The organism is Candidatus Cloacimonadota bacterium (genome assembly GCA_016932035.1).
Classification (GTDB): Bacteria; Cloacimonadota; Cloacimonadia; order JGIOTU-2; family JGIOTU-2; genus Celaenobacter.
Genome location: JAFGDR010000037.1, coordinates 1 through 23,490 on the forward strand (window position 1 = coordinate 1; position 23,490 = coordinate 23,490).

Below are 23,490 nucleotides of genomic sequence, written 5' to 3' on the forward strand. Positions count from 1 at the left end.
AGGATGATCGAACAAATACTTTTCATGTTATTCATCTTAGAACCTCAAAATATTATATAATTTTTTCAATTAATTATATTATCACATTTCATTATTTTAAGTGCTATATTACCAGGTAACAATAAACTTTGGAAAGAATGAAATCGATCATATGGGCGTCAAGAAAATATTGGAGCCTGCTTACATAATTGTAATCTTGAAAAGGATATCGAGCATTGATAAAAGTTTCGCACTTGAGGATTAAGAATAGTTGCTATAATCAATAACTTGGTCACAAACTAATTTCCAAAAACTTGACATGCAAACGTAATATTGGGGTATCACATATATGAATAATCCAATTGGTATTTTCGATTCGGGTGTTGGAGGACTGACTGTTTTCCACTCAATTAAAAGAGCATTACCTCATCAGGACATCGTCTATTTTGGCGATACTGCACGTGTGCCTTATGGTTCAAAATCCCAGCGAACGATCATACAATATTCTCTCCAAAATATGATCTTTCTTCTACAACAAAAAATAGAACTTCTCGTTGTAGCATGTAATACATCCTCTGCATATGCAATCGACGAGTTAACAAAGCGCAGCGATATTCCCATAATCGGTGTGATCGATCCTGGTGCTAAGAAAGCGCTGCAGGCAACAGAGAATAAACGCATCGGCGTTATTGGAACTGAAGGTACGATCAAGAGCGGATCCTATGAGAAGGCGTTGAAGTCAATAGATCCATTCTGCACTGTGTTCAGCAAAGCTACGCCACTATTGGTTCCGCTTGTCGAAGAAAACTGGATTGATCATAACGTAACAAAGGAGATCATACATGAATATCTTGATGATTTTCTGGAAAATGATCTCGATACGATCATCATGGGATGCACGCACTATCCTGTTCTGAAACATGTAATACGAGATGTTGTCGGAGATTCAATCACACTTGTCGATTCCGCAGATTCGATTGCTGAAGAGCTTATGTCACGATATGGTAATGATAAAGAGACTCGTGATGCTCAGTATGATTTTTATGTAAGTGATAATCCTGAGAAATTCAATATTATCGGAAGGCAGATAGTAGGCGAAGAACTTTACAATATTAAAAAAGTGTTTTTCACCGATGCCTGGGTTGCCGATAATTACGAGGTATAAATGGATATACTGGATAAACAAATACAGGAATTCTTGCAAGATCGTAGCTCCGGCTCGCAGGCATTAGCTGCAAGTGCACTCGAGATTATATACCATCTTTTTGAAAGCGGAAACAACGATGCACGCATCATGAATTTTCTGGAAAAAGCAGTGGAACGATTCTCTGAGATGGCTGCAATTATAAAACTGAAAGAGCATTTCTCAGATGGAATAACTGCTGATAAGATCAAAGAATTTGATGACTTGCTGAACAATAAAACCTACATTAAGAATTCATCATACTTATTTGATAAACCAAAGAAAATTGTTACGTTCAGCAGAAGCACAGCAGTCGAAGAAGTTATTCTTCATTACAAAGATATGATCTCAGAAGTCATATGTTGCCATTCTCTTCCACTTGGTGAAGGAAAGGCATTTTCAATAGACTTGCAGGAACAAGGCGTGAGTTCTCTTCTTATTGAAGACGCTGAATTATCATCAATATTACCGGAAGCTGATTTTATGCTCATCGGTGCTGATGCGATCACCGAGAAGATTTTTATCAATAAGGTCGGCACATTGCAAGCCGTTTTGTTAGCTCATTATCTCAAAAAAGAGGTATATGTTGTTTCTTCATCATTAAAAAAGATTACAGCACAAAATTTCCCCGCAGAAAAACATGGACATTATTTTGAAGAAATTCATAAGACATTTGTTACGAATTTTATATATTAATACACAAGGAGTCTCATGAAGATAAATGCTGACATCTCAGATGCGATGACAATAAAGTTATCATACGAACTACCGGCCAATCCTGTTTTCAAGGAAGGTATCAGGAGAGCACCGGATCGAGGTTTGAATCTGACGAAGAATGAGATCAAAACAGCTCTTAAAAATGCCTTACGCTATATTCCTGAAGAATTACACGAGAAGCTTGCCCCCGAGTTCCTTCACGAATTGAAAACTCGCGGTCGTATCTATGGATACCGGTATCGTCCGCAAGGTGAGATCAAAGCAAAACCAATCCATGAATATAAGGGAAAAACTCTCGAAGGAAAAGCCCTGCAGGTCATGATCGATAATAATCTCGATTTCGATGTAGCGCTTTATCCTTATGAATTAGTTACTTACGGTGAAAGTGGTCAGGTTTGCCAGAACTGGATGCAGTATCAACTCATAAAAAAATATCTCGAGATCATGACAGATCATCAGACACTTGTTGTTGCTTCAGGGCATCCACTTGGGCTGTTCCCGTCGCGACAAGAAAGTCCCCGCGTGATAAGCACTAACGGCTTAATGGTCGGCATGTTCGATAATTCTGAAGATTTTAAGACAGCGGCTGCAATGGGCTGTGTTAATTATGGTCAGATGACCGCCGGCGGCTGGATGTATATCGGACCTCAAGGCATTGTACACGGCACGTATATTACACTTTTGAACGCAGGCAGATTGTATCTTAATGTACCACAAGATAAAGATTTGAAAGGAAAAATCTTTGTTACTTCGGGACTTGGTGGGATGAGCGGTGCACAGGCAAAAGCAATCGAGATCGCTGGTGGTGTCGGCGTGATCGCAGAAGTTGATCTTTCCCGTATAAAAACTCGCTATGATCAGGGATGGCTTTCCAAATATTCTGATGATCTTGAGCAGGTCATTTCATGGATGCAGGAAAGCAAAGTAAAGGGTGAAGCAGTTTCCATCGGTTATTATGGAAATATTGTCGATCTTCTTCAGTACTTTGTTGATAACAAAATCGAGATCGAGCTTCTCTCAGATCAAACGTCTTGTCATGCGGTCTATGAAGGTGGCTATACACCGCAGGGAGTGACCTTCGAACAAGGACGAGAGCTTATCAAGAATGATCTGGATACTTTTAAGAAAAAAGTGGATGAATCGCTCATCACACAGTATAAACTCATTAAAGAGCTAACAAAAAAGGGCACGTATTTCTGGGATTACGGCAACAGTTTTATGAAAGCAGTTTTCGATGCCGGAGCTCATGATATTGCAAAGAATGGAAAGAACACAAAAGACGGCTTTATCTTTCCATCCTATGTCGAAGATATTATGGGACCGATCTGTTTCGACTATGGGTACGGACCCTATCGCTGGGTATGCCTGAGCGGCAAACCGGATGACCTTCGTAAAACTGATATGGCCGCTATGGAATGCATCGATCCGGAAAGAAGAGCCCAGGATCGTGATAACTACCATTGGATCAAAGATGCTGAAAAGAACAGACTCGTTGTTGGCTCGCAAGCACGAATTCTCTATGCAGATGCACAAGGTCGTGTGAAGATCGCCCTCAAATTCAATGAACTGGTACGCGAACGTGAAGTCGGACCGATCATGATTGGACGTGATCATCACGATACGGGCGGAACTGATTCACCATTTCGCGAAACTGCGAATATCAAGGATGGAAGTAATGTGTGCGCTGATATGTCGATCCATTGTTTTGCCGGCAATGTAGCACGTGGTATGACACTTGTGGTTGAAAGCAACGGCGGCGGAGTTGGTGTTGGTAAAGCATTTAACGGTGGATTTGGACTTGTACTCGATGGAAGTGAAAGGATTGATGCGATTATCAAATCAGCCCTCGATTGGGATGTAATGGGTGGTGTCGCTAGACGTTCGTGGGCACGAAATCCCAATGCAGTCGAGACTTCTATTGAATGGAATAAAAGAAATAAAAATTACGGACATATAACACTGCCGTTCATCCCTGACGAAGATCTGATCGATGAACTGGTAGATAAGGAATTTTAGTAAGGAGTAATAATGGAAAAAACACATTTCGAATCAACTGAAGATATTCTGCAATTTGCAATAGATAGAGAGATAGATGCGCAGAATTTTTATAATGAATGGTCAGTAAAAGTGAAAAATCCGGCAATAGGTGAGATGTTAAAAGGGCTTGCACTTCAGGAAAAAGGGCACGAAGAGCATCTTAAGCGTGTTAAAAAGAGCGGAGAACTCAAACCTTCGGAAAAGCATATCGTAGATTTGAAGATCGCTGATTATCTCGTTGATGTTAAACCAACAGAGGACATGGATTACCAGCAAGCACTCACCATTGCAATGGAAAGAGAACAAAGCTCGGTAAATCTTTATAAAACACTGGCAAAACTCGCTCCCAACGAAAAAATTCAAGACCTTTTCCTCAACCTTGTAGAAGAAGAAGTTCAACACAAAGCCCGTCTTGAAGACGAGTATGACGAGAATATATTAAGAGAAAATTAATAATGGATTTTCAGGAGCTTGCTGATAATCGTAGAGCGTATCGTTCCCTCGAAAAATGCGAAATAACACCTGAGCTGGTCGATGATCTGGCGAGTACACTCAAACTGGCTCCATCATGTTTTAATAACCAACCATGGCAATTCGTATTTGTGTATGATGAACCAAAGTTGAAAGAGATGCATGAATCTCTTGCAAAAGGTAATGAATGGGCTCAAAAAGCATCGATGATGATTGCGGTCTTTGCTAAAAAAGAATCTGATTGCAATATCAAGATCAGAGAGTATTTTCTTTTCGATACAGGCATGGCAACAGCATATCTGATATTACGGGCTACTGAGCTTGGACTTATTGCCCATCCTATTGCGGGTTACAGCCATAAGAAGGTAAGAGAGATTCTCGGAATCCCGGAAGGCAATATCGTCATTGCACTGGTCATCATCGGCAAGAAATCCGATACACTTAATCCTGATCTGTCAGAGAGACAGAAAAGAGATGAGAAACAGCGACCTCAACGAAAAGCAAATGAGCTGTTTGTTCATCATAACATATACAAAGATTTAGATAATTAGGAGTAACATGAATAAACTTAATATCGGCGATATGGCACCGGATTTTACGCTGAAAGATCATCATAACAAAGATTTTAAGCTATCAGAACAACATGGAAAAAAAGTACTTCTTTCCTTCCATCCTCTTGCATGGACAAAAGTATGTGCACAGCAGATGAAATCTCTCGAAGAGCATAAAGATACTTTTGAAGAACTCAATACTGTTGCCGTCGGGTTCAGTGTCGATACCGTTCCGTGCAAGCACGCATGGGCGAAGGAGTTAAAAGTATGGAACACCCCTTTGCTTTCGGATTTCTGGCCACACGGAAAAGTTACTGAGAAGTTCGGGCTGTTTTTAGCTGAAAAAGGTTTTTCTCAGCGTGCAAATATCGTTATTGATGAGCAAGGAAAAATTGTGTTCCTCAAAATCTATGATATACCGGAACTTCCTGATATACAGGAAATTATTGATTTTCTCAAGCATTCGTAAGGTGGAGGTATAATGAAAACGATTCTCAGTTGCATTCTCCTTATCATGCTGATAGGATGTGCATCGACACCTCAGTTCGATTTTCATACCATAACATATCAGAAAATAAAAAAAGAAGTTCTTGGATATGGATTTTCAAAATCGATGAATGAATCCATGGCACGGAATATGGCTGAGACAACTGCCCGTAAAAACGTTGCCGAGCAACTCGCAGGAATGCAGTTCGTATTAACAGACATGAACGGTGAACAGGAGCTAAAACTCAGTATCACAAATGTGGAAATTTCCGGAATGAGTCTGGATAAAACAGCCAAAATCGAGAAGACTGGAGTACTCATAGTGATCGTCAAAGCAGAAGCAGAGATTGAAAAGCCCATGGGAGAAGGTGTCCTCCTCGCAGAGATGAGAACCCAGTTTTCTGACGATCTACTCAAAATATCAAAAAGTAGAACGAATGTTATTCAGGATCTTATCAATACAAAGTTTCCAAAAGCCCATGAAGTAAAAGGAACTGTATTCATCGATGAGACAGACGTGGGCTGGAATATCGACACAGGTGTGATCCAGTATTACGAAAGCTATTTGATCGTCATCGAATCGGTAATATGACAAAATCAATATTACTTACAATAGGAGATATGATGAAAAAGATTTTATTAATAAGCGGGATATGTTTGCTTATAATGGCTATGATTTCCTGCGACAAGACATCGAATGAGATACATTCTGATAACTCCGGGGTGTATATTGATGATCTGGTGTATGACAATATTCAGGACGCTATTGATGCTGCAGCTACCGGAGATACATTAGTGTTAACTCAAGGGATTTATGCAGGTACAAATAATACAAATCTGATGTGGGATGGCGGCGATAAACATCTTGTCATAACTACAGATCAGCGTGGATTCCAGGCGGACTATGCGATCATCGAAGGTAACGGAAAGGGTGCGGGATTCTATTTTGATAATACCCAGCAGAACGAAAACGATATAATTTCCGGTATTACCATCCGAAATATGGGAACAAAAGCAGAGGAGTATAATGCGGCATTCTACTGCAATGGAGCTGCACCGCTCGTTCAAAACTGTTTTGTGTATGATTGCCCATGGAGCGCGGTTTATTGTTTTAATGCGAATCCTCGATTTGAAAACTCAACCTTTTTCGATAACTATGCCACGTTCAATCTTGATGGTGAATCCGATCCTGTCATTCTGTTATGTTATATTGAAAATAGCTCCCTCGATGCAGTTTATGCAAAAGATGACTCCTATCCGGCATTGTTCAACAATCTCATAGCGAACAATCAAAGAGGGATTTATCTTCATAGTGCAAATGCTCTAATGGTAAGTAATACGATCGTATCCAATACCGAATGGGGAGTAAAAGTAAACAGTGACCTTGTTTCACAGATGATAAACTGCATCCTGTGGGATAATAACGGTAATGATTTCGTCGTTACAGGCGATAGTCTGCTAAACGCTTCATATACCTGTGCACCAACTGAGTATCCCAATATCAATCCAAGCGAGCACGAAAACATATATGATAATCCGGATTTTCTTTCAAGCAACGATTACCATCTCAAATCTACCAGCCCGTGTCGTGATATTGGTAATCCCGGGGTGGTATATTGGGATAGTGATCTCGATGGAGAACCACGTATTCATAATAATGAAATTGACCTCGGTGCCTATGAGTGGCATCCATAAAATATCAATATCTAAAAAGTAACGGTAAAGGTATCTTAATGAAAAAATTTTTTCTTATTGGGATAATTCTCTTTGTTCTTGCCTGTGCTACAACACAACTTCCCGCCCCTCAGCATATTCCCCAAGCACCGGTTCCTCAAAAGATTCCGTATGAAACAGCTATCCATGATACGATTCTCATCGATGATTATTATTGGATGAAGGATAAATCAAGAACAGATCCTGAGGTCATCGCACATATTGAACGGGAAAATGCTTATGCGGACAGCATCCTTTCTCATACACTGGAACTTCAAGATCAGTTGTATGAAGAAATTCTCGGCAGGATCAAAGAAACCGATATGACCGTTCCGGTTCTCGTCGACAGCTTTTTTTATTATTGGAAGTCATTTGATGACCAGGAATACTCGATCTACTATAGGAAAAAGAATGTTCCTGATGCAGTTGAGGAGTCTATACTCGATATTAATGAACTTGCATCGGGATATGACTATTTAGAGGTCTCAGACATTGCTATCAGTCCCGATCATATGTATCTTGCATATGCGATCGATACGACAGGCGCTGAGGAATTCACAATGTTTGTAAAAGATCTAAGCAAAGGTGTGCTCTTATCTGATAAGCTCCATTCTGCAAATAGTATTGTTTGGGCTAATGATAACAAGGTTATCTTTTATGCAAAGGAGAATGCATTCGGAAGAAGTGATAAGATCTATCGTCATGTGCTTGGAGCGGATCAGAATGATGATGAATTGATATATTCAGAACAAGACAATGCATTTTATGTATGGATATATAAATCAAAGAATAGAGAATACCTGATTCTGACAAGCGGAAGTGAGACAACATATGAAGTTCGGTTCCTGAGTGCTGATGATCCGTATGGTGAATTCACACTCGTTCAACCACGTGAAAAAGGACATCGATATTATATCTGCCCTCATGATGATGAATTTTATGTCGTCTCAAATGATAATGCTCATAATTATCACGTTATGATTGCACCAATTGATAATCCGGGAAAAGAACATTGGAAGGAATTTATTCCCCACAGAGATTCCGTAGCAATCGATATCGAGATATTCAAAGACCACATGGTCGTATATGAGCAGGAGGATGCCCTTGAAAAGATAAAAATCATCGATCTTAAAACCGGGGAAGGGCACTATCTTGAATTTCCGGAGCCAATCTATACAGCATATCCAGCAGGTAATCCTAATTATGATACTACAACATTTAGATTTACTTATGAATCCATGGTTACACCATATACGATCTACGATTATGATATGATAACCCGTGAAAAGAAAATAATGAAACAGCAAGAAATTCCCAGCGGATATGATCCATCAGAATACAGATCAGAAAGAGTTTTTGCATCAGCTCCGGATGGCACAGCGATTCCGATTTCATTAGTGTACAAAAGAGATCTTTGTATGAAAGATGGATCGAATCCCCTGCTTCTCTATGCATATGGATCGTATGGCGACAGCATGGATCCCTATTTCTCGACAGGTAGGTTATCTTTGTTAAATAGGGGATTTATCTATGCAATAGCTCATGTTCGGGGTGGCGGGGAATACGGGAAACGATGGTATGAACAGGGAAGAGTTCTGAATAAGAGAAACACATTCACAGATTTCATTGCATGCGAGGAATTTCTGATTGACCAGAAATATACCAGCAGTGATAAACTCGTTATTGAAGGTGCCAGTGCAGGTGGCTTGCTGATTGGTGCTGTCCTGAACACGCGACCGGAATTAAGCGAAATCGCCATCGCAAACGTGCCTTTTGTGGACGTGATATATACTTCTCTTGATAAGACCTTATCTGCAGTTGAATGGCACTATGACGAATTTGGCAATCCTCTTATTAAAGAAGAATTCGATTATATGATGTCTTATTGCCCGTATCAAAATGTAAAAGAACAGCAATATCCCAATATTCTTGTATTGGGAGGTTTTTATGATCCGCGGGTGAACTACTGGGAACCGGCAAAATGGGTAGCTAAGATACGCGATAAAAAGTTAGATGATAACGTGGTGCTTCTCGTTACGGAATTCTCCGGTCATGGCGGAGCATCAGGAAGGTTTGAATATCTCAGGCAGGTTGCGCTCAAATATGCTTTCATCTTTGATATTCTTGGAATTACATTTTAGATGAAAAAACTTTTTATTATAGTTCCGATCATAGTATTAATAAGCTTCTGCGCATCTCAATCAGTTCAAGAAAATATTAAAACATCCACCATTCAACCACCAGTTGCAACTAAAATTCCAACTTCCACGATAATTCATGGTGTTGAATTGAATGATGATTATGCATGGATGATCGACGATGCACGAACAGATTCAATGGTTGTTGAGTACATCGAATCTGAGAATATCTATGCAGACAAAATTCTTTCTGGTATGACTGTTTTGAAAGATACGATCTTCAATGAAATCATCAGTAGGATCGGTGAAGAGGATGTCAATGCACCGACTCGTTGGGGTGATTATTATTACTACTCACGAAGAGAAGAGGGAAAACCCTACTTGATCTATTGCCGGAAATACAAATCGCTTTCTGCTCCCGAACAGATCGTACTGGATTTGAACAAGCTTGCAGAAGGTCATGATTTCTTTTCTGTAAGCAGGCGTGAGTACAGTCCAGATCAAAAACTGATTGCTTATACGGTCGATGTGACCGGAGATGAGCGCTATACAATGTACATAAAAGACATCGAAGCGGATACACTCCTTGCTGAGGAAATTTACCCGGTGAACGATGTGGAATGGGCAAATGATAACAAGACGATTTTTTATGTAACTCCAAACGAAGATAACCTTAAGAGTAAGCGTGCATATCGTCATGTTTTGGGTGCAGATCCATCTCAAGATGAACTCTTGTATCGTGAAGATGATAATGCATTTTATGTCTGGTTTGGTAGAACGCGTTCTGACGATTATATCATTCTGGGAACCAATAGCAGAACGACATCAGATGCTCGTTACATCGATGCAAACGAGCCGGATGGAGATTTCATTCTCTTCAAACCAAGAGAGCCCGACGTTAAGTATTACATGACCAATAATGATTCCATACTCTATATTAGAACCAATGAACAAGCTCCAAATTATAAAATTATAACTGCATTTGTAGGCGACCCATCTCACTGGCAGATCTTTATCCCACACAACGATTCCATATATATCGATGGATACGATGTGTTTGAGAATTATATAGTTGTATATGAACAGCACAATGGTGTGATAAAACCGCATATTTTTGTACTTAGTGAAACCACTGATTATTACATACAATTTCCTGAAGATGTGTATGCTTTCTACAGCAGGTGGACTCCTGATTTCAACACAGATACATTATATTTCTCATATTCATCACTTACAACACCGTCATCCGTATATGCCTACAACATGAAAACAAAGGAACGAAAGGTTCTGAAGCGTTATGAAGTAATCGGTGGCTTTAATCCTGATGAATATGCTGCTGAGCAGGTCTATGCACTATCCCACGATGGAACAAAAGTCCCAATCTCACTGGTTTATAAAAAAGACCTGTTCAACAAGGATGGCACTAATCCAACATATCTGACTGCATATGGTGCATATGGAAGCATCAGAAATACCGGCTTTTCACGACTTCGGATCAGTCTCCTCGATAGGGGATTTGTCTATGCAATCGCTCATGTGCGCGGTGGTAAAGAGAAAGGCGAGCAATGGTATCAGAACGGCAAGCTTTTATATAAGAAAAACACATTTCTTGATTTTATTGCCTGTGCAGAATATCTTATTGAACATAATTACACAAGTCCCGAAAAACTGGCAGCATTCGGTGCAAGTGCCGGTGGTATGCTTATGGGAGTTGTTGCAAACTGGCGACCCGATCTTTTTGAAGTGATCGTTGCAGATGTTCCTTCTATGGATAAGCTGACTGTGCTTCTGGACTCAACTGCTTCAGGCACAAAATATCATTACGACGAGTTAGGTAATCCCTACAAGAAAGAGTATTTTGACTATCTCATTTCATGGGATACGTATCAGAATATAAAAAAACAGGGTTATCCCAATATGATGCTTACTTCAGGATATCATGACAGCCGTGTTCGATACTGGCAACCTCTTCGATGGACCGCAAAAGTGCGTGACCTGAAAACCGATGACAATATATTTATCCTCAAAACGAATATGGCTGGTCATTACGGTGGCTCTGGACGATATACACAGTATGAGGATATTGCTGAACGGTATGCGTTCATAATCCGTATGCTTGGAGTGGAATGAACTATTCAAGGCAGGTTGACCGCATTGTACAATATTTCCGAAAACAGGAAAAAATTCCCGATAACCTGAAAATCGGCGCTGAATTCGAACATTTCATTATTCGCGGAACAGACCTTTCATCAGTTCACTATGAAGAGATTGGTAAAAACGGTATTCGGGATTTTCTTTACTTCTTAGTGCACAAAGGATGGCGAGGAAGTTTTGAGGGGGACAATCTGATAGGATTGGAAAAGGCCGGCAGTACAGTAACATTAGAACCCGGAGCACAGGTCGAATTGAGCACGCAGCATTCATCAAAACTTGCAGATATTGAAAAAATATATATGAATTTTTTGCAGGATGTTATGCCCTGGCTGAAGGATAACGGACAGCTTCTCATCGCACTCGGTTATCTGCCGTTTTCAAAGATAGAAGATATTCCGTTCATACCAAAACAGCGCTACGTATATATGTCTGAATATCTCCGAACAAAAGGAAAATATGCCATCAATATGATGAAGGGAACTGCCTCCACTCAACTCACCCTTGATTATCTTAACGAAGAAGATTTTTCGCTGAAATTCCAGGTTGCATGCTATCTGGCACCTCTGCTTGCTATTCTCACTGATAACAGTCCTATCTTTGAAGGAAAACGATACAGACATCATGCTTTACGCACCAATGTTTGGCTTCATTGCGATAATGACCGCTGCGGAATTATACCTCATGCTTTTGATAAAGATTTTGGATATGAGACCTATGCACAGTATATCCTCGACAGACCTCCGATCACTCTTTTGCGCGATGGACAACTCTGTTATACACAAGATGAACCTTTTAAGGCAATTTTCGAACCAGATGAGTTTACAGATAAAGAGCTTGAGCATATCCTGACCATGTTCTTCCCTGATGTCCGCACCAAGCAATTCATTGAGATACGAACCGCCGATTCGATCCCGTATCCATTGAATTTTGCCTACCTCGCGTTGCTCAAGGGATTGCTTTATGATTGTAAAAATATTAAAACCATCCACGAAACCGTGACAGGATGTTTCGAGTTCAAGAAGATACTCAAACTTCAAAAGGAGATCATTCAAAAAGGTCTCAAAGCCAAAGCATGTGATAAAGATGTTATGGAACCGATCCTGAAATTTGTGAATCTCGCAAAAGAAGGGCTGATCGAAGAAGAAAAAAAATACCTCGATCCACTCTATGCATTAGTTGAGATGAGAAAAAATCCCGTTACGCTGATTAATGAAAAACTCAACGATGGTGCTTCACTCAAGGAAGCGATAAAAGATAGTATTGTAAATAATCAATTATTTAATTAATATAAGTAATTTACCACAGAGAACACAGAGAGAACAGAGAAATTTTGTAAAAATGAATAAGAAATCAATTTTACCCATTTACAGTCAATTCACCAGGGAAGTTATTGAACATCCTGAACAATATTTCGAGGATTATCAACTTGTCAAAGACGCAGTCGCTCATTCAACAGCAGTATATAAAGGCGAGCCGATTGCCTGTCATTACCAGCCGCTGTTTTTTATACCGGACGATATCGCGAGATTTGACAACATAGTGCACACCTTCTCGAGAATTTTGATGAAAGTTACTGCTGAGTATCTTTCCAATCCTGTTTTCAGGAAATTTTTTAAATTCTCTACACTTATGGAGGAACTGATTCTGTTATATCCCGGTTACTCCATGCCGTTCCCCATGGCTCGGTACGACCTGTTTTATTCGTATGATGATGTTGATAATTACAAATTCTGCGAGATAAACACAGACGGCACATCGGGTATGAATGAATCAAATCCTGTTGAAAAAGCAGTATTGTCAGCAAAAATATTAAAAGTACTCCAGAAAAGCTACCGCATCAGTTATTTTGAACTTTTTCATACATGGATCGAACAACTACTCGGTATCTATCAAGAGTTTTCTCATACAAAGGATATGCATCCCACCATTGCGATCATGGATTGGGAAGGTGTGGCAACGATCGAGGAGTTCAAGGTCTTTCAACAGATTCTCTCTCAGCGTGGTTGCACAACCGTTATCTGCGATCCGAGGGAGTTGAAATACAATGGACGAACCCTTTTTTACAATGATATTCCTATCCAGCTTGTCTATCGACGATCACTCACGTTCGAGATATGCCAGCGTGCTGATGAGGTGAAGGACCTGCTCACGGCATATGCTGACGGTAATGTCTGTATGATTGGTCCTTTCAGGTCTCATATCATTCATAATAAGTTCATCTTTTCCATACTGCATAATGAAGAAGCGACAGGTTTTCTCACAGAGCAGGAACGAGAATATATTATTAAACATGTCCCATATACAAAGGAGTTTTCCGATCCCGAAGCCAAAGATCGTGTGGTAAAGGATAAAGATCAGCTTATCTTAAAGCCGATGGACAGATATGCGGCAAAGGGTGTGTATATCGGCAGGGATCACTCTCCTGATGAGTGGGTACAGATTGTGCATTCGTTAACCGACCATGATGAGTATATCGTGCAGGAATTCGTCGAACCCCCACAGCTCGATTGTGTGGAATTTTACAATGGTGAACCAGTGCTTGAACCGTATAAATATATTAATGGGCTATTCGTATATAATGGAAGATTTTCCGGATTGTACACCCGTGCAGGGAAATCGAATGTCATTGCAAGTGCCACGGGCTGCAAGATTATGCCGAATTTGTATGTAAGGGAGATGGGGTAAGGGAGTTTCACGCGGAGAACGCAAAGTTAAAAGAACGCAGAGAGCGCACAGGGGAAATAGAAAAGAAACACGTAAAGGAGAATAGGGAAAATGACAAGATGCGAGAAGTACATTTTAATTAAAAAGTTTATGATAAATGTTAATGGTTATATCTTAAGTGTCTTTTCCCAGAGGTATGACTTATACGTTTGATTGTTGGGTTTTTATTCCTTCTTTCCAAAAGAATATGCTCAATACGATTGTCAATACCGTCATGGTTCCACCCATTCCCATGTTGATCGTTAAATTGACCAAACCACTGTTTTGTAAAACGAATCCTATGCCGCCAAGAAGGCAGAAAATTCCATTGAGTAAGAAAAGGATTCTAATCGTTCTATAAATACCCTTTCCTTCAAATATGAATACGGCAAAGATTGAAGATAATCCAAACATGAATGTCCAACCAAGCATTGCAATGGATAAACTTATCGATTGTGGATTGAACATGATCCAATTGGCTATATCATCCGTTATCCCATTTTGAAGTTTGAATTGAACTGCAGTTATTTGGAGGAAGTAATTTATGCCAATCAAAGTTGTAAATATAATAGCAAAAGAGACACTCAATTTTTGAAGTATGTGCCTTTTTGTTTTTACGATTTCACTAAAACAATTTATTATAACAAGATAGCACACACCGAAAATGATGGAACATATCTGAGCAATGTATTTATAAATTTGGTTGTTATTTCTTATTCCTATCAAATAGTCATTTAAATTTGACCAAGTTGACACATCTTGTGTAAATGCAATAACCATAAAACAGATTGTGAATATCATGAATGATAAAGCTGCTAGCAAAGAGGAGGAGAAACCAATTTTTTGTGTTATATTCTTCATATTAAATCCATCATACTGTTATTATTTCACTAAATTTGCGATAAATAATTAATTGATTATATATATCTTTAATTATTATAATAATCCTTATAAACTGATCGCTAATATGATTTTTTAATGTATTAGAATTTTGATGTTTCATAACATACATCCCAATTAATTTATTTTAAATCACTAATCAAGTTGTTAATATTTCACATGAATATTGTCAATAATTACACAAAAACTGTGCCATTGATTAATATTATTCTAGCGAAACAAACAAATACGTTCAATGTAAAAAAAAACTCTGTGTCCCCTGTGTTCTCTGTGGTGAGTTACCAATACAGGAACCACCCCTGATATAAGTTGAATACAGTATCACCTATTTTTTATATTTATTCTTCTTATAATCTTTCAATCTTTTCCCAAATTTCTTTTCCTTTTTTCTTCTTTCAGCAATTGACGTTTCAAGCCGGTTTTTTTCCTTTTCCAATTTCATGAAATTCTTGTACGTTTCCTGGTCTAATTCTCCATTTTCAAGGGCTTCGAGAACCGCACATCCTTTCTCATTCGTGTGCGAACAATCATTGAATTTACAGTATTGATTAAGATTAATGATTGTATCGAAGGTTGTTTCGAAACCACTTTCATTATCTGTTATTCCGATTTCACGCATTCCCGGATTATCGATGAGTATCCCTCCAGTTTCGAGTACTAATAATTCCCTATGGCTTGTAATATGCCTGCCTTTGCTTGAGCTTTTGCTAATTGCATCGGTTTGCATGACTGCATGTCCGGAAAGATTATTTAACAAGGTGGATTTACCCACACCGGAAGAACCAAGCATACAATATGTCTTTCCCTGTTCTAAAATATTTTTCAGCGCTTCGTATCCTTCTTTCGTCTCGTTACTGACCGCTAAGACCGGAGTATCATTTATTCGTTGTTTAATCCTTTCCGCAAGTTCAGCAACCCTTTGCTCAGATATGAGATCGGTTTTTGTTAAGATAATCATTGGGTGTATATGTGATGAGTGACAAATAGTCAGGTAACGTTCGAGTCTGTTTATGTTGAAATCCCTATCAACGGATTGTACTAAGAATGCATAATCAACATTTGCTGCAATGATCTGTAATTTACTCGTTCGTCCAACCGCCTGCCTGGTGAGTGTTGAAAATCGTGGAAGTATTGTATAAATAGTTGCAAAACCATCATCATAGATTGTCAGTGCTACCCAGTCACCAACGACAGGAAGATCTTCACGACTTTGGGCTGAATATCGCAAATTCCCGGTTATTTCAGCATCAAAGTCACCCTTTGCCGTCTTGACAGTGTAATGTTCTTTGTGCTGTGCAGCAACTCGTCCAATCTCAAAATTATCGAGTTTGTATTCAATCCTATGTTGTTCGAACTTCTTATTGTAACCGAGATCTTCTAATGTTATTTTCATGTTTCGATGGGGAGAGAGCTGTCTTTTTTGTCAAATAAAGACATCAATTCTAACGCGAGAAAAGCAGCTTTCAGCTATTTGATTTGTCGTAATGCGAATACAATTCTGGGAGATAGTAGGTTTGTCAGAAGAACAAATATCCAGATACGGCCCTTAAAAATGTTATAATCAGCAAACAATTTACCCCAAGAGTTCCCAAAAAGGAAATGACCAGCGATAAATTCGAAAGCAATCGTCATAATAAACCAAACTAAACCGATACAAAGAGCATTCCTTGCAGAGATCGGATTGATCCATAATAGAAAAAACCATGAGACAAGAAATATTATTATACAGAGGATGATTGTACTCATGATATGTTCAATTTGTTCTCCAATCCATGGTGTGATAATCATAGTACGGAATGCAGCATTACCGATTGCGAGTACCATGAGAAGTAACCAGATGACCATTGTTCTTAATAGCATATTTGTTCTCTTTTTTAGACATAATTAACTCTTGAATATGGAACAAACTGTCAATTATTTTACAAAAATCTTGCCAGTGAGAGGAGAATTTTCACACATCAAACATCATTGTTTGAGAAAAAAATATGCTTCTTTATATCATTCTTTTTCTTGCCGGTGTTGCAGCCGGTTTTATGAACACCCTTGCAGGTGGGGGATCAACCCTTACGCTGCCAGTGCTGATACTACTCGAGCTACCTTCACCAATAGCAAATGCTACTAACCGAGTAGCGATCCTGCTTCAGAATGTGGTTGGCTCAGTTCGTTTTGCAAAGTATAAAGAGTTGGATGTCAAACCGGTTGTTCATATCACCATTGCAGCGATCGTTGGAGCTGTTATCGGTTCACTTTTTGCTGTAAAACTCAATTCACATGTTTTTGATAAAGTACTCGGTGTTGTTTTGATACTCGTGCTTGTGCTCATCTTCCGTCCTAAGAAAAAAGTAGCTGCAGAAAGAAAGAGCATTCCAAAATGGCTTGAAATTGTCATCTTTTTCTGTGTTGGATTGTATGGCGGATTCATCCAGGCGGGAGTCGGGTTTATTTTTCTTGCCACATTAAACCTCGTTGAGAATTTCAATCTTGTACGAGCTAATGCAGTAAAAGTCTTTATCGTGATGTGCTATACGTTCTTTGCAGTTATTGTGTTTGCGGTATCTGGAAAGATCATCTGGGGTTATGGTCTGCTGCTTGCTGCAGGGAACATGATCGGAGCTTTTATCGGTGTTCGAGCTGCAGTGAAAAAGGGCGCTGGATTTGTTAAGGTAGTCATCACAGTTGCTGTTATCATTGCGTGTCTGAAATTATTTGGAATATTTACATTACTTGGAATATAGATCAAGGAGTAACATGAAAATTAAACGACCAATCGGATTCATACTCGGTGTATTACTGACGCTCATGGGCTTGGCGATGTTGATCATTCTCAAGGTGATGCCCGGCATCTTTCCTCTTATTATCGGTATTTCACTGATGGCGACCGGCTTTACAGAAGGAAGAAAAGTAACAATTATACTCGGGCACATGTTCATCGTTATCGGGTGTATTCTCGTGGCGTGGGGCATCTACCTGCTGCCTTATACGGGTGCTTCGATTCTCTATGTTTTTATCCGTCCGTTATTCTGGGGTTTGATATCGATATTCGGCGGAGTCTGCATGATCTATCATGGATTCTGCAGGTGTGTGAGAATTAAGGATAAAGATTAAATCAAATCTCCACAAGGGAGTTAATAATGAAAAAATACTTCACATTATATTGTGTCGTAATGATTATGTTTACAATTTCCATTAGTTATGGAGAGGAAACAGCTATGAAAACAATAGTCATTCATGAAAATGATAAGGTGATGTTAGAAGGGATCGAAGGATTCAGTTTTGAGGAATATGCAAGTTCTGTTCACGGAGCCCAGGCTAAGATACTGGAAGCACTTGGAGAAGAGGTTAGTTATGAATATTTGCTCGGTTCATCAGGTTTGGCATTCCGAATGCAGGTTTTTAAGGAAGCGCTTTGTCCAAGTTCACCCCATTCGTGCTGTGGTTATCAATGTTTAAAAGGATCGAATAATGCAAGCCCATGGGAATTTGTGCTCTATCAGCCAAAACCAGAGGATGCTGAGAAAGTTGCAGAGATGCGAAAAGCGGTTGTTGAAAGCATCGATAGAGGAGTTCCAGTACAATATGGCTCGATCGAAGACGGAGTAATAGTTGGTTATCAAAAAGAAGGTGATGAGTGGCTATGCTATTATCCGCTTTATCAAAATGGGAAGCAGTTGCTTCTTGAAACACAAGTACCGTGGGGGGTTGCAATCTATACAGCACGAAAAGATAGTGTGCCATCAAAAATTGAGCTTGCAATTAATTCACTGAAGCAGGCAGTTGAAATGGCTCATCAGGAGGATGCAGAAGAGTACTGGCTTGGATTCCGCGCATGGGATGAATATATCAACTATCTTGAAAAACTAAATAATAATAATGAACTGATCAAAGATGATGATACACTCGGGAATGCATGGATCTATGAATGCCTTGTTGCGTATCGGCTTCAAGCGGCAAACTATCTTCGAGGTATTGCACAAGGTTTTTATGAAGAGGTAGAAACTCCATTACTCAACGCTGCTGATCTGTATGAACAAATGGTAACCGAGAAGTTATTGGATGAACAAGGATGTTTTACTGATTTCGTGCCATATCCGTGGATGTTGAAAAAAAACCAGACATGGTCCGATGAGATGAGAGAAGAAGAGATCAGGAGATTGAAAGAAGCTCTACCATTGGAGAAGAAAGCAATTGCTGAGATTGAGAAAGCATTAGAAAAGATTGAAGCCACGGATTGAATATAAAGCTGAGTAACACCACAGAGGATGCCCGGCTTCATCACATTTCGATCTGGCAAACATAGGAAATGTTAGAACAAATTGAAATAGAGTATTCAAAAAATGCGGTAATGCACATTATCGCTTTCATGTATGAAGGTGACGGGGATCATTCCCTGACACAATGAAAAATACACTGTCATTCCTGTGAACGCTGTAATACAGCTTCTTAGATTTTTTATCTGCTAATATCAATCATATCCGTGCTAATCTGTATACTATCTTTTCCATAAAGCAATCCCGGGCAAATCGAACATGAATCCTCGACTTGCCCGGAATTACAATTCTAAATTATGCAGAAATCAATGCTATTTAGCTTTTTTTGTTTTTTTAACTTGCTTTGTAGCAGTCTTAGGCTGAGTGCTCTGAACGGGTTTAACATCTTTCTTTGCACTCACCTTGGTGTTACTTTTTTTTTCGCTGCAGCCTTTCATGTCAGTCTCCTTATCTGGAATTTATAATGCTGATTAGTAACTTTTCAGCTTGTTAATAAAAAAATATTTGTCTCTTGAAAACAAAGAAATATAATAAAAATTAGTGGGATGTCAAAAAAAATTATTTTTTTTGTTAGAAATATTTTACTATATAGCACATTCTGAATTCTGATTCCCAGCTTCTATATTCTGTTTTCTAATCTACCATTTTTCCCAATGAACAATCTTCTCTAAATCCTTCCTTTTCTTGCTTCCTGCAAAGGTCTTAATTGCTTTAGCATACAAGCTATCTTTTTCTTTCGGATAGCCGAAAGGACTCAATCCTACGACTTTGATCTTTTCCGGAATGCCTAGAATTTCCTGAACTTTATTTTCATTAAATGCACCAAGCCAACAGGTGCCGATATTCATTTCCCACGCAGCGAGCATCATCTGCTGGAATGCAATCGCCACATCGACCAGGTAGTAATCCTGACCGTTGAGGTGACCGCTGGCTTTCGGATCAGCGCATGCAACAATTACAACAGGGGCATCCTTGATAAAAAAATTTGCTTTGCTGATCAAACCTGATTTGAGTGCGAGTTTTCCAATGGTGTCTTTATCTTCAACAACCACAAACTGCCAGCACTGCTTGTTTTGCCACGAGGGTGCTAGCCGTCCTGCTTCAAGAATCCTCATGAGTTGTTCCTCTTCCAGCTCACGGGGGTCATAACTGCGAATGCTTTTTCTCGTTTCTATAGCTTCAAATACGTTCATGTTTTCTCCTGATTCTGAGGAATTCACGCTGCAATCTTTGACAAGTTTTTTCTGTATATTTGTCTGCGTTAATCATGATAGATAAAATTTCACACAATGATTGGACAGCCATCTGGCGAGAAGGGCAGAGCGTCTTGATTATAGATCAGACAAAATTACCTTTCCAATTTGAGATTGTTGAATTACGATCATATATCGATACAGCAAATGCAATCAAAGATATGCTTTTGCGGGGTGCAGGCACCATTGGTGTGGCTGCAGGATATGCAATGGCACAGGCATTTGCAGAATATTCGACACGTAAAAAGTTAGAAAAAGCCAAGATATATATAGAATCAGCAAGACCAACAGCTCAGAATCTTTTTTATGCAACAAGAAGAGTTTACGAAAAAGCTATAAATTCAAAGAATCCTGTTCACGTTGCTTTTCAGACTGCTGATGATATTCTTCACGAAGATGAAAGGCACTCCCGAATAATGGGTGAACTCGGAGCTGAATTGATCAAAGATGGATATGGCATTCTTACCCATTGCAACGCAGGAAAGCTGGCTATCCAGGGGTGGGGCAGTGCTCTTGCACCGATCTACATTGCACACGAACAAGGAAAGAATATTTTTGTTTATGCCGATGAGACACGTCCTCGACTCCAGGGAGCGCAGTTAACAGCGTGGGAACTCTCACAGGCAGGTATTCCTCATGCAATAATAGCAGATAATGCAGCAGGTTTTTATATGCAGCAAAAAAAGATCGATATCATGTTTGTGGGAGCGGATAGAATCGCATGCAATGGCGATGTAGCGAATAAGATCGGCACGTATGAAAAAGCAGTCCTCGCAAAAGAAAATCATGTACCCTTTTACGTAATTGCACCGTGTTCAACGATGGATTTTGCATGTAGTTGCGGTTCGGATATTCCAATCGAGGAGCGCTCTGCCGATGAAGTGAAGAATACAGGAAAAGAATTGATAGCAAATGCTGAAAGCGACGCATTCAATCCGGCATTCGACGTTACTCCAGCTCGTTATATAACAGGCATCATTACCGAGAAAGGTATTCGAAAACCGGAAGAGATACATTCTTTACTATAATGGAACAATACACGGGAATCAAATTTGATGTAATCTTTATTCAAGGGCTAGTACCCGAATTTTCAGTTTGTGATGAACTGACTAAATGGGGCAGCATCTTGGCTGATAAAGGATGCATTCCGACTTATCCAAATCCGGATGATCCACATAAGATAAGTTCAGCAGGAAATCTGAGTATGCGTGTTGGTAACAGCTTTCTGATTACTGCAGCTGGTTCGAATCTTGGGCAACTTTCGTCAGATGATTTTGTCGAGATTCTGGATGTTGATATTGAGAGGAAACTCATCCGGGCAATTGGGATAAAAGATCCATCATCAGAAACCATGCTTCATGGCAGTATCTATCAAAAAAGAGAAGATGTGCACGTCATCTTTCATGGTCACAATCAGGAAATATTGAAGCAATGCGGTGCATTAGGGCTGAAATCGACTCGTCAATGGTTTCCTTACGGGACACGAGAATTAGTCGAATCGGTCTGTGCAGAGATGGGTGAAAATGAGCAGTTCTTGATCATGAAAGATCATGGTTTTTTAAGTTTTGGAAAAACTTGCCAACAGGCAGGGATTTTAGTAATTAAGGTACTTCAAAAAATTCAAAACTTCGCAGGAGTTTAGATGAGTAAGACGTTTATTCAAAATGTTTTCGAAAGAAAAACTGGAAGATCATTACAAGAAGGTGAGATCATATTCACAGAACCCGATTATATATTAACACATGATAATTCAGCAGCGATCATAAAGAAGCTGGATCAGGTCAAAAAAGATATTAAGGTCAAATACCCTGATCGCATCGTGATCGTTCTCGATCATGTGATACCGGCGGCAAATGCGAAAACGGCAAATAATCATAAAGAGATACGCGAGTTCGTAAAAGAACAGGGGATAAGGCATTTTTATGATATTGGAAGAGGTATTTGTCATCAGGTTCTTCCCGAAGTAGGACTGGCAAAACCGGGAAGTATCATTGTGGGAAGTGACAGCCACACATGCACATACGGCGCATTCGGCGCGTTTTCCACAGGCATAGATAGAACAGAAGCAGCAGGAATCTGGATCACAGGTGAAACATGGTTCAAGATACCAGCGTCCTATAAAATCGTATTAGAAGGGAAATTCCAGCAGCGAGTTTCTGCCAAAGATCTAATCTTGAAAATTATTGGTGATCTCGGTGCTGACGGAGCGAACTACAAATCCGTCGAGTATCATGGAACAGGTTTACAAAATCTTGATATTTCTGATCGAATGACGATCTCGAATATGGCTGTCGAGATGGGAGCAAAAAATGGAGTGTTCCCTGTTGATGAACTGACAAAGCAATGGCTGCATGAGCACAAAGTAGATAGTTATGATCCGATCTGGGCTGATGATGATGCAGTTTATGAAAATGAATATCTCTACAGATTGGATAAGGTAACTCCGCAGGTTGCATTCCCGCACACCGTCGATAATGTGAAAGATATTTCTGAAGCTGAAGGCATCAAAGTTGATCAATGTTTTATTGGCACATGTACAAATGGCAGATTGGAAGACCTTCATGCTGCGGCAGCAATTTTAAATGGTAGAACTGTTCATCCTTCAACGCGCTTGCTCATTCTCCCTGCTTCAAGAGAGGTCTATCAGCAAGCAACTGAAGACGGAACACTTGGTATCCTGAACAGAGCAGGTGCAGTTATTCTTCCTTCCGGCTGCGGACCGTGTCTTGGAGCGCATCAAGGTGTCATGGCAGACGGAGAGGTAACGATTTCCACAGCTAACAGGAATTTCAAAGGACGTATGGGGAACAAGACTGCTGAGATCTATCTAGCATCCCCAGAAACAGTTGCAGCTTCCGCATTGAAAGGTGTGATCACGGATCCGAGAAAGATTTAGTGGACATAAAATAATAATGCTTAGATTATAAAGAAAAATAG

Annotated in this window: 22 protein-coding genes; 18 read left to right on the forward strand and 4 right to left on the reverse strand. The window is 39.6% G+C overall.

What is annotated here, in order from left to right; all coding sequences use genetic code 11:
• Nucleotides 1-328 precede the first annotated feature (328 nt).
• Genes JW794_06765 through JW794_06820 form a run of 12 tightly spaced genes read left to right on the forward strand, consistent with a single transcriptional unit; the run spans nucleotide 329 to nucleotide 14,114 of the window.
• Nucleotides 329-1,144, forward strand: a complete 816-nt coding sequence (locus tag JW794_06765) for a glutamate racemase (protein MBN2017807.1) — start codon at nucleotides 329-331, stop codon at nucleotides 1,142-1,144.
• Nucleotides 1,145-1,858, forward strand: a complete 714-nt coding sequence (locus tag JW794_06770; GenBank protein MBN2017808.1) for a hypothetical protein — start codon at nucleotides 1,145-1,147, stop codon at nucleotides 1,856-1,858.
• Nucleotides 1,859-1,873: 15 nt separating this feature from the next.
• On the forward strand, nucleotides 1,874-3,895 hold the full coding sequence (locus tag JW794_06775; protein ID MBN2017809.1) for a urocanate hydratase: 2,022 nt from the start codon (nucleotides 1,874-1,876) through the stop codon (nucleotides 3,893-3,895).
• Nucleotides 3,896-3,907: 12 nt separating this feature from the next.
• Nucleotides 3,908-4,369 (forward strand): ferritin family protein, encoded by a 462-nt coding sequence (locus JW794_06780; protein MBN2017810.1) that lies wholly within the window; start codon nucleotides 3,908-3,910, stop codon nucleotides 4,367-4,369.
• 2 nt (nucleotides 4,370-4,371) lie between these two features.
• The gene (locus tag JW794_06785) at nucleotides 4,372-4,938 is read left to right on the forward strand and encodes a nitroreductase family protein (GenBank protein ID MBN2017811.1); all 567 of its coding nucleotides are present in this window, start codon (nucleotides 4,372-4,374) and stop codon (nucleotides 4,936-4,938) included.
• 7 nt (nucleotides 4,939-4,945) lie between these two features.
• Entirely contained in the window at nucleotides 4,946-5,407 is a 462-nt protein-coding gene (locus JW794_06790; protein ID MBN2017812.1) for a redoxin domain-containing protein, read from the forward strand.
• A gap of 12 nt (nucleotides 5,408-5,419) precedes the next feature.
• Nucleotides 5,420-6,016 (forward strand): hypothetical protein, encoded by a 597-nt coding sequence (locus JW794_06795; protein MBN2017813.1) that lies wholly within the window; start codon nucleotides 5,420-5,422, stop codon nucleotides 6,014-6,016.
• A gap of 32 nt (nucleotides 6,017-6,048) precedes the next feature.
• The gene (locus JW794_06800; GenBank protein ID MBN2017814.1) at nucleotides 6,049-7,119 is read left to right on the forward strand and encodes a right-handed parallel beta-helix repeat-containing protein; all 1,071 of its coding nucleotides are present in this window, start codon (nucleotides 6,049-6,051) and stop codon (nucleotides 7,117-7,119) included.
• Between the two features lie 38 nt (nucleotides 7,120-7,157).
• Entirely contained in the window at nucleotides 7,158-9,278 is a 2,121-nt protein-coding gene (locus JW794_06805; GenBank protein MBN2017815.1) for a S9 family peptidase, read from the forward strand.
• Nucleotides 9,279-11,405: a S9 family peptidase gene (locus tag JW794_06810; protein MBN2017816.1), complete on the forward strand. Its 2,127-nt coding sequence runs from the start codon at nucleotides 9,279-9,281 to the stop codon at nucleotides 11,403-11,405.
• Complete coding sequence (locus JW794_06815) at nucleotides 11,402-12,715, forward strand: hypothetical protein (protein MBN2017817.1); 1,314 nt, start codon at nucleotides 11,402-11,404, stop codon at nucleotides 12,713-12,715. The genes JW794_06810 and JW794_06815 overlap by 4 nt, the downstream gene beginning before the upstream one ends.
• Nucleotides 12,716-12,767: 52 nt before the next feature.
• Entirely contained in the window at nucleotides 12,768-14,114 is a 1,347-nt protein-coding gene (locus tag JW794_06820; GenBank protein ID MBN2017818.1) for a glutathionylspermidine synthase family protein, read from the forward strand.
• A 180-nt stretch (nucleotides 14,115-14,294) separates the two neighbouring features.
• On the opposite strand, the gene JW794_06825 is transcribed toward JW794_06820, so the two are convergent.
• From JW794_06825 to JW794_06835, 3 genes are all read right to left on the reverse strand, one after another.
• Nucleotides 14,295-14,600, reverse strand: coding sequence for a hypothetical protein (locus JW794_06825; protein ID MBN2017819.1), 306 nt, complete (start codon nucleotides 14,598-14,600; stop codon nucleotides 14,295-14,297).
• 757 nt (nucleotides 14,601-15,357) lie between these two features.
• Nucleotides 15,358-16,419: a ribosome small subunit-dependent GTPase A gene (rsgA, locus tag JW794_06830; protein MBN2017820.1), complete on the reverse strand. Its 1,062-nt coding sequence runs from the start codon at nucleotides 16,417-16,419 to the stop codon at nucleotides 15,358-15,360.
• An 80-nt stretch (nucleotides 16,420-16,499) separates the two neighbouring features.
• Entirely contained in the window at nucleotides 16,500-16,892 is a 393-nt protein-coding gene (locus JW794_06835; protein MBN2017821.1) for a hypothetical protein, read from the reverse strand.
• Between the two features lie 125 nt (nucleotides 16,893-17,017).
• Between JW794_06835 and JW794_06840 the strand changes: the two genes are divergently transcribed.
• The 3 genes from JW794_06840 (at nucleotide 17,018) to JW794_06850 (ending at nucleotide 19,264) form a co-directional block, all read left to right on the forward strand.
• Nucleotides 17,018-17,767 (forward strand): sulfite exporter TauE/SafE family protein, encoded by a 750-nt coding sequence (locus JW794_06840; GenBank protein MBN2017822.1) that lies wholly within the window; start codon nucleotides 17,018-17,020, stop codon nucleotides 17,765-17,767.
• Between the two features lie 13 nt (nucleotides 17,768-17,780).
• Nucleotides 17,781-18,137 carry a hypothetical protein gene (locus tag JW794_06845; protein ID MBN2017823.1) on the forward strand — a complete coding sequence of 119 codons (357 nt, stop codon included), beginning with the start codon at nucleotides 17,781-17,783 and terminating at the stop codon, nucleotides 18,135-18,137.
• A 104-nt stretch (nucleotides 18,138-18,241) separates the two neighbouring features.
• Complete coding sequence (locus JW794_06850) at nucleotides 18,242-19,264, forward strand: hypothetical protein (protein MBN2017824.1); 1,023 nt, start codon at nucleotides 18,242-18,244, stop codon at nucleotides 19,262-19,264.
• A 674-nt stretch (nucleotides 19,265-19,938) separates the two neighbouring features.
• Here JW794_06850 and JW794_06855 read toward each other — a convergent pair.
• The gene (locus tag JW794_06855) at nucleotides 19,939-20,493 is read right to left on the reverse strand and encodes a nitroreductase family protein (protein MBN2017825.1); all 555 of its coding nucleotides are present in this window, start codon (nucleotides 20,491-20,493) and stop codon (nucleotides 19,939-19,941) included.
• Between the two features lie 74 nt (nucleotides 20,494-20,567).
• Between JW794_06855 and mtnA the strand changes: the two genes are divergently transcribed.
• Genes mtnA through JW794_06870 form a run of 3 tightly spaced genes read left to right on the forward strand, consistent with a single transcriptional unit; the run spans nucleotide 20,568 to nucleotide 23,449 of the window.
• Nucleotides 20,568-21,581 (forward strand): S-methyl-5-thioribose-1-phosphate isomerase, encoded by a 1,014-nt coding sequence (gene mtnA, locus JW794_06860; GenBank protein ID MBN2017826.1) that lies wholly within the window; start codon nucleotides 20,568-20,570, stop codon nucleotides 21,579-21,581.
• Complete coding sequence (locus tag JW794_06865; GenBank protein ID MBN2017827.1) at nucleotides 21,581-22,195, forward strand: class II aldolase/adducin family protein; 615 nt, start codon at nucleotides 21,581-21,583, stop codon at nucleotides 22,193-22,195. The genes mtnA and JW794_06865 overlap by 1 nt, the downstream gene beginning before the upstream one ends.
• A complete protein-coding gene (locus JW794_06870; protein MBN2017828.1) occupies nucleotides 22,196-23,449 on the forward strand; it encodes a 3-isopropylmalate dehydratase large subunit in 1,254 nt (417 codons plus the stop codon). It abuts the gene before it with no gap.
• The last annotated feature ends 41 nt before the right edge of the window (nucleotides 23,450-23,490 follow it).

What these genes read in the sequence shown, in the direction of transcription:
- JW794_06810 (MBN2017816.1), top strand. Translation starts at nt 9,279, where the DNA reads ATGAAAAAACTTTTTATTATAGTTCCGATCATAGTATTAATAAGCTTC.
- JW794_06815 (MBN2017817.1), top strand. Translation starts at nt 11,402, where the DNA reads ATGAACTATTCAAGGCAGGTTGACCGCATTGTACAATATTTCCGAAAA.
- JW794_06825 (MBN2017819.1), bottom strand. Translation starts at nt 14,600, where the DNA reads ATGTTCAATCCACAATCGATAAGTTTATCCATTGCAATGCTTGGTTGG.
- JW794_06835 (MBN2017821.1), bottom strand. Translation starts at nt 16,892, where the DNA reads ATGCTATTAAGAACAATGGTCATCTGGTTACTTCTCATGGTACTCGCA.
- JW794_06785 (MBN2017811.1), top strand. Translation starts at nt 4,372, where the DNA reads ATGGATTTTCAGGAGCTTGCTGATAATCGTAGAGCGTATCGTTCCCTC.
- JW794_06805 (MBN2017815.1), top strand. Translation starts at nt 7,158, where the DNA reads ATGAAAAAATTTTTTCTTATTGGGATAATTCTCTTTGTTCTTGCCTGT.
- JW794_06780 (MBN2017810.1), top strand. Translation starts at nt 3,908, where the DNA reads ATGGAAAAAACACATTTCGAATCAACTGAAGATATTCTGCAATTTGCA.
- JW794_06855 (MBN2017825.1), bottom strand. Translation starts at nt 20,493, where the DNA reads ATGAACGTATTTGAAGCTATAGAAACGAGAAAAAGCATTCGCAGTTAT.
- JW794_06840 (MBN2017822.1), top strand. Translation starts at nt 17,018, where the DNA reads ATGCTTCTTTATATCATTCTTTTTCTTGCCGGTGTTGCAGCCGGTTTT.
- JW794_06795 (MBN2017813.1), top strand. Translation starts at nt 5,420, where the DNA reads ATGAAAACGATTCTCAGTTGCATTCTCCTTATCATGCTGATAGGATGT.
- JW794_06765 (MBN2017807.1), top strand. Translation starts at nt 329, where the DNA reads ATGAATAATCCAATTGGTATTTTCGATTCGGGTGTTGGAGGACTGACT.
- JW794_06790 (MBN2017812.1), top strand. Translation starts at nt 4,946, where the DNA reads ATGAATAAACTTAATATCGGCGATATGGCACCGGATTTTACGCTGAAA.
- JW794_06865 (MBN2017827.1), top strand. Translation starts at nt 21,581, where the DNA reads ATGGAACAATACACGGGAATCAAATTTGATGTAATCTTTATTCAAGGG.
- JW794_06870 (MBN2017828.1), top strand. Translation starts at nt 22,196, where the DNA reads ATGAGTAAGACGTTTATTCAAAATGTTTTCGAAAGAAAAACTGGAAGA.
- JW794_06775 (MBN2017809.1), top strand. Translation starts at nt 1,874, where the DNA reads ATGAAGATAAATGCTGACATCTCAGATGCGATGACAATAAAGTTATCA.
- mtnA (MBN2017826.1), top strand. Translation starts at nt 20,568, where the DNA reads ATGATAGATAAAATTTCACACAATGATTGGACAGCCATCTGGCGAGAA.
- JW794_06770 (MBN2017808.1), top strand. Translation starts at nt 1,145, where the DNA reads ATGGATATACTGGATAAACAAATACAGGAATTCTTGCAAGATCGTAGC.
- JW794_06845 (MBN2017823.1), top strand. Translation starts at nt 17,781, where the DNA reads ATGAAAATTAAACGACCAATCGGATTCATACTCGGTGTATTACTGACG.
- JW794_06850 (MBN2017824.1), top strand. Translation starts at nt 18,242, where the DNA reads ATGAAAACAATAGTCATTCATGAAAATGATAAGGTGATGTTAGAAGGG.
- JW794_06800 (MBN2017814.1), top strand. Translation starts at nt 6,049, where the DNA reads ATGAAAAAGATTTTATTAATAAGCGGGATATGTTTGCTTATAATGGCT.
- JW794_06820 (MBN2017818.1), top strand. Translation starts at nt 12,768, where the DNA reads ATGAATAAGAAATCAATTTTACCCATTTACAGTCAATTCACCAGGGAA.